Origin of the sequence: Pedobacter sp. Leaf170 (genome assembly GCF_920984665.1) — a bacterium.
Lineage (GTDB): Bacteria > Bacteroidota > Bacteroidia > Sphingobacteriales > Sphingobacteriaceae > Pedobacter.
The window spans coordinates 143,339-152,847 of the sequence record NZ_CAKLBP010000001.1 but is presented as its reverse complement, the minus strand read 5'-3'; the positions used below and the strand labels follow the sequence as shown (position 1 = coordinate 152,847).

At 34.9% G+C, this 9,509-nt stretch carries 9 protein-coding genes and 2 tRNA genes; 5 read left to right on the top strand and 6 right to left on the bottom strand.

Going from position 1 to position 9,509, the window contains the following annotated elements:
* Positions 1 to 12 precede the first annotated feature (12 nt).
* The 3 genes from LUA90_RS00630 to LUA90_RS00620 form a co-directional block, all read right to left on the bottom strand.
* Positions 13 to 96: transfer RNA gene (locus tag LUA90_RS00630), tRNA-Leu, on the bottom strand.
* A gap of 49 nt (positions 97 to 145) precedes the next feature.
* Positions 146 to 218, bottom strand: a tRNA-Gly gene (locus tag LUA90_RS00625).
* A 93-nt stretch (positions 219 to 311) separates the two neighbouring features.
* Positions 312 to 800, bottom strand: a complete 489-nt coding sequence (locus LUA90_RS00620; RefSeq protein WP_231460227.1) for a regulatory protein RecX — start codon at positions 798 to 800, stop codon at positions 312 to 314.
* A 60-nt stretch (positions 801 to 860) separates the two neighbouring features.
* Between LUA90_RS00620 and LUA90_RS00615 the strand changes: the two genes are divergently transcribed.
* The 3 genes from LUA90_RS00615 (at position 861) to arsC (ending at position 4,425) form a co-directional block, all read left to right on the top strand.
* A complete protein-coding gene (locus tag LUA90_RS00615) occupies positions 861 to 3,320 on the top strand; it encodes a bifunctional UDP-N-acetylmuramoyl-tripeptide:D-alanyl-D-alanine ligase/alanine racemase (protein WP_231489769.1) in 2,460 nt (819 codons plus the stop codon).
* A 163-nt stretch (positions 3,321 to 3,483) separates the two neighbouring features.
* Positions 3,484 to 4,074 (top strand): DUF502 domain-containing protein, encoded by a 591-nt coding sequence (locus LUA90_RS00610; protein ID WP_231460230.1) that lies wholly within the window; start codon positions 3,484 to 3,486, stop codon positions 4,072 to 4,074.
* 6 nt (positions 4,075 to 4,080) lie between these two features.
* On the top strand, positions 4,081 to 4,425 hold the full coding sequence (arsC, locus tag LUA90_RS00605) for an arsenate reductase (glutaredoxin) (protein ID WP_231460231.1): 345 nt from the start codon (positions 4,081 to 4,083) through the stop codon (positions 4,423 to 4,425).
* Positions 4,426 to 4,586: 161 nt separating this feature from the next.
* On the opposite strand, the gene LUA90_RS00600 is transcribed toward arsC, so the two are convergent.
* From LUA90_RS00600 to LUA90_RS00590, 3 genes are all read right to left on the bottom strand, one after another.
* A complete protein-coding gene (locus tag LUA90_RS00600; RefSeq protein ID WP_231460232.1) occupies positions 4,587 to 5,081 on the bottom strand; it encodes a hypothetical protein in 495 nt (164 codons plus the stop codon).
* 197 nt (positions 5,082 to 5,278) lie between these two features.
* Positions 5,279 to 5,986 carry a TIGR00730 family Rossman fold protein gene (locus LUA90_RS00595; protein ID WP_231460233.1) on the bottom strand — a complete coding sequence of 236 codons (708 nt, stop codon included), beginning with the start codon at positions 5,984 to 5,986 and terminating at the stop codon, positions 5,279 to 5,281.
* 17 nt (positions 5,987 to 6,003) lie between these two features.
* Complete coding sequence (locus LUA90_RS00590) at positions 6,004 to 7,512, bottom strand: sodium:solute symporter (RefSeq protein ID WP_231460234.1); 1,509 nt, start codon at positions 7,510 to 7,512, stop codon at positions 6,004 to 6,006.
* A 222-nt stretch (positions 7,513 to 7,734) separates the two neighbouring features.
* Between LUA90_RS00590 and recR the strand changes: the two genes are divergently transcribed.
* Both recR and LUA90_RS00580 read left to right on the top strand, forming a co-directional pair.
* On the top strand, positions 7,735 to 8,352 hold the full coding sequence (gene recR / locus LUA90_RS00585; protein WP_231460235.1) for a recombination mediator RecR: 618 nt from the start codon (positions 7,735 to 7,737) through the stop codon (positions 8,350 to 8,352).
* 93 nt (positions 8,353 to 8,445) lie between these two features.
* Positions 8,446 to 9,258, top strand: a complete 813-nt coding sequence (locus tag LUA90_RS00580) for an SDR family oxidoreductase (RefSeq protein WP_231460236.1) — start codon at positions 8,446 to 8,448, stop codon at positions 9,256 to 9,258.
* Positions 9,259 to 9,509 lie beyond the last annotated feature (251 nt).

The window sequence follows — 9,509 nt, the reverse complement described above, 5'->3', positions numbered from 1 at the left end:
TTTTTTTTGAAGTACTCGGGGCGGGAATCGAACCCGCACGCCTTTGAAAGCACAGGATTTTAAGTCCTGCGTGTCTACCAGTTCCACCACCCGAGCAGGCGATTAACCTTTTAAAATAAATGCCTCCTGGTAAGAAGGCATTTAGAGCGAAAGACGAGATTCGAACTCGCGACCCCGACCTTGGCAAGGTCGTGCTCTACCAACTGAGCTACTTTCGCATTAACAAAACTGATATGCTGTTTCGTTTTGGTGATGCAAATATAGAGAGATTTATATTTCTGTCAAGAGATTTTTTATTAAAAATTTAATATTTAGTTTAAATTGCTGGCTTTCAGCGCTAGTAAAATTAAATCATTTTCAAATCCTCTTCCTTGTAGGTAGGTCATTAGCTTAATTTTCCGTTTTAACGGGTTAGATTCATTTAGCGTAGCGGCCTTTTTTTGTGCTAAATTTTCTAAAGTCTGCATGTAATCATCATCATCCATACTATACAATGCTTTTTGTAAAATTCTATCAGGCACGCCTTTTAATTTTAAACCTTGCTTAATTTTTATTCTTCCCCATTTTTTAATATTGAATTTGCCCGATGTGTATTGTTTAGCAAAACGCTCTTCGTTAATAAAATTATTAACAATTAAGTCTGATAAAATTTCTTCGAGTTCATCTCCGCGTAGTCCCCATTCTACTAATTTGTATCGTACTTCTTTTTGAGAACGTTCCTGATAAACACAGAAATTTTCAGCTTTTGCTAAAGCCTGCTTTTTATCTAAAATTGCGCCTTCTCTTTTATCGCTTTTCATAATTATTTACTGAAATTCGTAAAAATAAAAACGATTACCATATTTTTTTAAATATAGACCATGCTAAATCCGATATATACCATTTCAAACATTGTAGAAATATTAAGTGCCGATGCAAGAATTTTTGATGATAAATCTATTATACAGTATTTGGTTACAGATAGCAGGTCAGTTCTAATTCCCGAAAATTCGCTTTTTTTCGCACTTCAATCCCATAGGGATGGACATGAGTTTATAAAAGATGCTCGTAATAAAAGAATTACGAACTTTGTAATTAGTGATGAAAAATACATAAATCAGTATCCTGATTGCAATTTTATTATAGTTACAGATGTTTTGGTCGCGTTGCAGAACTTGGCTGCCGTTCATCGTAATCATTTTGATTTAACCACTATAGGCATTACCGGAAGTAACGGAAAAACGATTGTAAAAGAATGGTTGTACCAGCTTTTGGCTGCCGATTATAATATTGTTCGCAGCCCTAAAAGTTATAATTCACAAATTGGTGTACCACTTTCAGTTTGTCAAATTGATGCGCAAAATACATTAGGCATTTTTGAAGCAGGTATTTCTGCTGTAAATGAAATGGAAAATCTTGCCAAAATTATTAAGCCAGATATTGGTATTTTAACCAATATTGGCGAAGCGCATGCTGAAGGTTTTGCATCAAAAGAAGAAAAACTAATAGAAAAGCTAAAGCTATTTAAGAATGCTGAATTACTTATTTATTCTCCTGACTATGTAGGGGAGGTAAAATTTACGGATTTACCTGGAAAAACAAAATTTAGCTGGAGCAATAATCAAGCAGCAGATTTAAGAATAATCTCTGTAGAACAAGTTGATGAAACTTCTTATTTAAAGGCGATTTTCAATGATCGTGAAATTGAATGTGTTTTACCCTTTCGGGATAAAGCCTCAATAGAAAATGGAATAATTTGTTGGGCAACTTTACTCGCTTTGGGTTACACCGCAGAGCAAGCTGATTTTAAATTAGAAAAGCTGAGCCACGTTAGTATGCGTTTGGAGCTTAAAAACGGCATTAACCAATGTTCTATAATTGATGATTCTTACAGCGCTGATATTTCCTCATTGGTGATTGCCCTCGATTTTTTAAACCAGCAGAATCAACATCCCAAAAAAACAGTAATTCTATCTGAATTATTTGAAACAGGCAAAGCCGACCTCGATTTATATACTGAAATTGCAGATTTACTTTTGCAAAAGAAGGTTAACCGTTTAATTGGAATTGGTTCGCACATTAGTAAATATGCTGAAATTTTTAAATTTGAAACTCAATTTTTTGAAGATACTGATGTCTTTATTGAGGCTTTCCCAAGCCTGCAATTCAGCCACGAAACCATTTTAGTAAAAGGAGCGAGGCGATTTGAATTCGGCAGAATTAGCAAATTGCTTACACAAAAAATACACGATACGGTTTTAGAAATAGATTTGAACGCGATGGTTGATAATTTGCAGTTTTATCGATCTAAAATAAAACCAGGCGTTAAAATTATGGCTATGGTTAAGGCTTTTTCTTATGGTAGTGGAAGTTTTGAAATTGCAAATCTTCTTCAATTTCACAAGGTGGATTATTTGGCAGTTGCTTATGCCGATGAAGGCATCGCTTTGCGAAAAGCCGGAATAACCTTGCCAATTATGGTTATGAGTCCGGAAGTTTCTGCTTTTGATGCCATTATTAAACATAACCTTGAACCGGAAATTTATAGTCTTGATATACTAAACAGCTTTTTGAATGCCCTTTCGGGTACTGAACTCAATTACCCAATTCACTTAAAAATTGATAGTGGAATGCATAGGTTAGGATTTGATGCAATCGAAATTGAAGAGTTAAGTGATATCCTTAAAGATTCTAACAAAATAAGTGTTCAAAGTATATTTTCTCATCTCGTAGCCAGCAGCGAGGCCGAACATGATGGTTTTACACAACAACAGATTGATAAGTTCAATCTGATTGCACAAAAATTAATAAATGCTTTAGGCTACAAACCTCTACTTCATATTTCAAATACATCTGGCATTAGCCGTTGGTCCGAGGCACAAATGGATATGGTGCGCTTGGGTATCGGCTTATATGGTTTTGATGCTGCTTTGCAACATAACAAAGGTTTGAAAACGGTAATGGTTCTAAAAACAACTGTTACGCAGATAAAAACACTTGATGCAGGCGAAACCGTAGGTTACAGCAGGCGAGGTGTAATGCCCGAGGGCGGGAAAATTGCTACAGTAAAAATTGGCTATGCCGATGGATATAGCAGAGCCTTCGGCAACGGTGTCGGGAAAATGATTATTAACGATAAGTTGGTGCCAACAATTGGTTCTATTTGTATGGATATGACAATGCTTGATGTTACCGGAATAGATGTAAAGCCTGGTGATGAGGCTATTGTTTTCGATAAAGAGCATTCAATAATGCAACTTGCAAAAGATACAAACACAATCCCTTATGAAATTTTAACAAATATTTCTCAAAGAGTAAAAAGAGTATATTTTTATGAATAATTGGTTTATTCGTTCATTTGTCATTGTTCTCATAGTTCATTGGGCGTGATGCTGATTGTTCATTCATTCATTTTTCATTGGGCTGGATGCAGATTATAAATCAAGCTAACCAATGAACTAATGACAAATGAACTATTTAAAGAATTTTAAATAAATTTGTAGCATGAATAAAGTAGGGAAAGCTATTATAAACTATTTGATTAAAGGTTTGTTAATTGTTGTGCCCATTGCAGTGAGTATTTTCATCGTAATTTGGGCAGTTACCACTGTAGATAGCTGGTTGAATGTTAATAATATTTTAGGTGTAAACCCGCAAACGGGCGAAAGTAGAAACATACCAGGGTTGGGTTTACTAACCGTTTTAACCATTATTTTACTTGCCGGAATTTTTGTAACCAATTTAGTTACCGAACCAATGTACAATTGGTTTCATAGAATGATGCATCGTTTACCGCTGCTTAATTTTATTTATTCTTCGATAAAAGATTTAACCGAAGCTTTTGTGGGTGATGAAAAGAAATTTAACCATCCGGTAATTGTGGAAGTAGAAGGGAACCTGAAAAAAATTGGTTTTTTAACACAGAACGATTTAAAAAAACTAAACCTAGTTGATGAAGTTGCGGTCTATTTTCCGCTTTCTTATTCCTTTGCCGGACAATTATGTATCGTAAAACGAGATAAAGTTAAAGATTTGAATATGACAGCGGCTGATGCAATGAAACTTGTAGTAAGCGGTGGCGTTAGTGGTTTATAAAATAAAATGATTCAAATTTATCATAATAACAGGTGTACAAAAAGCCGCCAGGCTTTACAAATGTTAGAAGCCAGCGGAAAGCCGTTTGAAATTGTTTATTATTTGGAAACGCCGCCAAATAAAGCGAAGCTCGAAGAATTAATAGCAAAGCTGAATATTAAGCCTTTAGACTTAATTCGTAAAAGCGAGCAGATTTTTATCGAAAATTATAAAGGTAAAAGCTTAAGCGATGCTGAATGGATTGAAGCAATGGTCAAAAATCCAGTTTTAATTGAAAGACCAATTATAGTTTCCGCGGATAAAGCTGTTGTTGCAAGGCCAACAGAACGAATTAAAGAAATTTTGGGATAGATTATTCGTTATTGCGAGGAACAGTATATCCTTAATGCCCGGGAAAGCAATCTATTGTTTGTATACTTTACTTTTTTAACTTGATGTTTCGATATTATTTATCCCTGACTGTAAATTACAAGGATTAAAATAGTTAGAAACAAAATTTTACACTAGTAAACTTAAAAAATACTCCTTACCGTCGACATAAATATTACGAAGAGAACCAAAGCATAAATTAACCTTGAATAATATTCTCTTATAAATAGCCCGGCAAAAATCAATAAATCGTCATCAACGTTGCTATGAATTAATCCACTATTTGTTGTCGAATTAAATATAATTTGTTTATCCTGATGGTTATTCAGGCTCCATCTGCTTAACCAGCTATTCTGAAAACTCCAGTCAAATTGCTCACCTGTTGGAATGGAAACCTTCGCCTTAAAAGCCATCCAATCATAACGAATTACAGCTAAAACCTCGTTTTTATTATTTAGAATTTTAGTTTCCGGAACAGAATAACCTTCACTTTTTAATAAGTAAATTCCATTTTGTGTGGTTGCAATAGCCGTATTTTTAAATGAGCTAAAGTTTAACGAAAATTTTAAATACGCTTGCTCGTATACCTGATAATTACTATCAAATAATCCTTTTCTCCAATTTAATATTTTCTCCATCTGTATCGCCTTTACCTTTTTGACTCCCGAATAAACCAATCGTTACAAATAATGTTTGCAAATAAAAAAAGTGCTTGCGTTAACAAGCACTTTTTTACCTATAATTGAATTTTGAAGGATTAACTTGAAATGATTAAATTTTGAATCACTTAATTATAGAATTTTTATAAAAATCTTGAAAATCCTCTCAATCCTACTTAAAAATTAGGTTTTAATACATACTTATCGTAGAATCTGAAGATATGTTCAGCAGCCTCTTCAGCAGTATCAACCAAGCGGAAAAGATTTAAATCTTCTTCGTGGATATTGTGTTCTTTTAGTAACATGGTGTTTTTCAACCAATCAATCAAACCGCCCCAATAATCTTTGCCAATTAATACAATAGGGAAACGGGCAATTTTGCCGGTTTGAATCAAAGTTAAAGCTTCAAAAAGTTCGTCCATTGTGCCAAAACCTCCAGGTAAAACAATAAAACCCTGACTGTATTTCATAAACATTACTTTACGCACAAAGAAATAATCAAACTCTAATAATTTGTTGTGGTCGATATATTTATTGTGAAATTGCTCAAATGGCAACTCTATGTTTAAACCAACTGATTTACCTCCATTTGTATGTGCACCTTTATTACCGGCTTCCATAATACCCGGACCACCGCCTGTAATAACGCCATAACCACGGTCGGTTAATAATTTGCCGCATTGCTCTGCAAGTTGGTAATATCTGTTTGTTTCTGCTGTACGTGCAGAACCGTAAATGGTAACACATGGACCTATTTTGGCTAGTTTTTCAAAACCATCTACAAATTCGGCCATTATTTTAAAAATCTGCCAAGAATCTGTTACTTTAATTTCCTGCCAATCTTTATTTTCAAAAGCACTCCTAATTTTTTCTTCACTCGTCATATAAAAGTATTCTAATATTAAAATTTTGTTTGCGCATCAGTTTTTTTGCTGATGAAGAGCAAACCTATAAATGTGATTAAACCATTAATTAAAATAAGCTCAACACTAAACACATATCCGCCGAAAATTTCTTTGGAATAGCTCGAAAGCAAGTAACATAAAAAAGGCGATAAAATGCAAACTATCGGCACTAATTTATCGTGTAAACCTCGTTTTTTTACAAACAATCCAAAACTATAGAGGCCTAAAAGCGGTCCGTATGTGTAAGATGCAATAGTAAAAATTAAACTTACCACCGATGAACTATTCAATGCATTTATCACAATAATTACCAGGAACATTAAAATTGAAAAAGCAATATGAACAGTATGGCGTTTTTTTACAGCATCTTTTGCATTCATTTTATCAGCTTTTGCCATGTCTAAAAAATCTACACAAAAAGATGTGGTTAGCGCTGTTAAAGCAGAATCTGTTGTGGCAAATGTGGCTGCGGTTAAGCCCAACATAAATATAATTGCGGGTAAAGCACCTAAGTTATTCAGTGCAATTTCGGGGAATAGCAAATCTGTTCTTGGTTTTCCCGTGATGTGATCTAAAGGAATATCAATACCATTTTTAGCTGCATAAATGTATAACAATGCACCAACGCTTAAGAAAAATACATTGAGGATTACAAAAACTCCGGTAAAGGTAAACATGTTTTTCTGAGCTTCTTTGATGGTGCCCATACTTAAGTTTTTCTGCATCAAATCCTGGTCTAAGCCAGTCATAGCGATGGTTACGAAAATCCCGCCAATAAACTGTTTACTGAAATAAAACTTGTTCGTTAAGAAATCATCCAAAAAGAAAATTTTGGAATAGCTGCTGTTTTTAACGGTTTCAAAAGCTTGCGGAATGCTGTAATCTAAACTATTACAAATAAAATAGATGGTTAAAAATACTGATAAAACAAGAAAGAATGTTTGTAAGGTATCGGTGATGATAATGGTTTTTAAGCCGCCTTTAAAGGTATATGACCAAATTAATGCAAGCGAAATTAACACGGTTAACCAAAACGGAATGCCATAATTATCAAATATAAATCGCTGTAAAACAATTACTACAAGGTATAATCTGGTTGCCGAGCCAAGCGTACGACTTAGCAGAAATATTGATGCGGCGGTTTTATAACTGTAATGCCCTAAACGTTGTTCGATGTAGCTGTAAATGGATGTTAATTTCATCCGATAGTATAGTGGTAATAAAACCGTACAAATGATGATGAAACCGACTGCGTTACCTAAAACAAACTGAAAATATTGAAACTGATTACCAGCAGGAGCACCAACTTCGCCAGGTACGGAAATAAAAGTTACGCCAGAAAGCGCCGTTCCAATCATTCCAAAAGCCACTAAATACCATTTAGAATTTCTGTTGGCAACGAAAAACGAATTATTGTCTGATGAATCTTTTGAAGTAACGAATGAAATAATAATCAGCAGTAAAAAGTAGCCAATTAGGAAGCATAGAAGAATGGTTGGTGACATAATTTGGTTTTAAGCTGATAAATGTAAGAAATTACTAATTAGTAAAGAAGTTCATTTCTTTAGTAGTTCATTTGGCTGAAAATTTAATCAGTTCATAAGCCTTTTATTTAGCCATTTAATATCTTCACACACCCTAATGGCTAATGAACCAATCACTAATGAACGCTTAACTAAAATACCAAACGACTAAAAAACCAAACAACTATTTCCTATTTTTACAGCATGAATTTTTCATCCAAACTGCTTGAAGATGCGGTAAACGAATTCTCGAAATTACCTGGCGTAGGACAGAAAACCGCTTTAAGGTTAGTTTTATATCTTTTGAATAAGGAGCAAGAAGAAGTTAATCAGTTTGGAAATACTTTAATTAAGCTTAAGCAGCAAATTAAAAACTGTAGCATTTGTTACAATATTTCTGACCATACCATCTGCGAAATTTGTACATCGCACAAGCGAGATAAGGAAACAATTTGCGTTGTGGAAGATACGCGTGATGTAATGGCAATTGAAAATACTGGTCAGTATTTTGGCGTTTACCATGTTTTGGGTGGCTTAATTTCTCCAATGGATGGGATTGGTCCTTCTGATTTGTATATCGATAGTTTAGTTCAACGTGTTGCCGCCGGCGGAATTAAAGAAATAATTTTGGCGCTTAGTCCGAACATGGAAGGCGATACTACACTTTTTTACCTGTACAAAAGGTTAAAAGAATTTAATATTCCGGTTACTACAATTGCCCGCGGAATTGCTTTTGGTGGCGAATTAGAGTACACAGATGAAATTACGCTCGGTCGGTCGATAATTACACGTGTGCCATACGAGACCGCGATGATGAAATAAGGGCAGGACTTTTAGGATTTTAGATTTCCAGTATAAAATCAACAGAAAAAGGACCTGTAAACCAAAACGACCAAAAAACGAACAAAACAATATATGAAAGATAAAGTAATCATCATTACAGGCGCATCTAGCGGAATAGGGAAAGCGTGTGCTGAAGAATTTGCCAAACGCGGTGCAAACCTTGTTTTAGCGGCACGCCAATATGTTACACTTTGCGAAATAACTGCCGATTTAGAAAAAAGATTTGGCATTAGAGCAGTAGCAGTTCAGGCTGATGTAAGTAAGGAAGCAGATTGTGAATTGATAATTAAACAAACTTTAGTTTCTTTTCAGAGAATTGATGTTTTGGTAAACAATGCAGGTTTATCTATGCGTGCTTTATTTAATGATTTAGATTTATCGGTTCTTAAAAACCTAATGGATGTAAACTTTTGGGGAACGGTTTACTGTACAAAATATGCTTTACCGGAGATTTTAAAAACCAAAGGAACGGTTGTCGGGATTTCATCAATTGCGGGTTATCGTGGTTTGCCAGGCAGAACAGGCTATTCTGCATCTAAATTTGCAATGAATGGTTTTATGGAATCTTTACGTACCGAACTTTTAAAAACCGGCGTTAATGTTTTGGTTGCTTGTCCGGGGTTTACGGCATCAAATATACGGGTAACTGCCTTATCTAAAGATGGTGCAGCGCATGGAGAAACCAGTATGGATGAAGGCAAAATGATGACCTCGGAAGAAGTTGCGAGTATAATTGCCGATGGAATTGAGCAACGCAAGCGTACTTTAATAATGACCGGCCAAGGTAAATTAGCCGTTTGGATGAATAAATTGTTCCCTGCTTTTGTAGATAAAAAGGTTTTCGATTTGTTTGCAAAGGAAAAAAATCCGCTGATAAAAGCATAAAGATATCTGTACAGCAACGACCTATTATTTGAGTTTCTGGCACAAGCTTAAATTAAATAGCCCCGACAGAGTGGAAAGCCCGGAATGGTAGCGCAGCGAAATGAGGACTTGGAGCGGTGGCGGGACTGCTGTAACCAATGAGCAGAGGTTTGACGCTACAAAAAAAGAAAGAAGAATTATGTTAATATTTCAGTAATTGCCAGGCACAGTTTGTTACGACTGTTCGGGAAAGCAATCTTTATACAATTGAT

Bases quoted from the DNA above. Each gene is read 5' to 3' on its own strand.
- LUA90_RS00620 (WP_231460227.1), bottom strand. From the start codon at position 800: ATGAAAAGCGATAAAAGAGAAGGCGCAATTTTAGATAAAAAGCAGGCT.
- LUA90_RS00615 (WP_231489769.1), top strand. From the start codon at position 861: ATGCTAAATCCGATATATACCATTTCAAACATTGTAGAAATATTAAGT.
- LUA90_RS00610 (WP_231460230.1), top strand. From the start codon at position 3,484: ATGAATAAAGTAGGGAAAGCTATTATAAACTATTTGATTAAAGGTTTG.
- arsC (WP_231460231.1), top strand. From the start codon at position 4,081: ATGATTCAAATTTATCATAATAACAGGTGTACAAAAAGCCGCCAGGCT.
- LUA90_RS00600 (WP_231460232.1), bottom strand. From the start codon at position 5,081: ATGGAGAAAATATTAAATTGGAGAAAAGGATTATTTGATAGTAATTAT.
- LUA90_RS00595 (WP_231460233.1), bottom strand. From the start codon at position 5,986: ATGACGAGTGAAGAAAAAATTAGGAGTGCTTTTGAAAATAAAGATTGG.
- LUA90_RS00590 (WP_231460234.1), bottom strand. From the start codon at position 7,512: ATGTCACCAACCATTCTTCTATGCTTCCTAATTGGCTACTTTTTACTG.
- recR (WP_231460235.1), top strand. From the start codon at position 7,735: ATGAATTTTTCATCCAAACTGCTTGAAGATGCGGTAAACGAATTCTCG.
- LUA90_RS00580 (WP_231460236.1), top strand. From the start codon at position 8,446: ATGAAAGATAAAGTAATCATCATTACAGGCGCATCTAGCGGAATAGGG.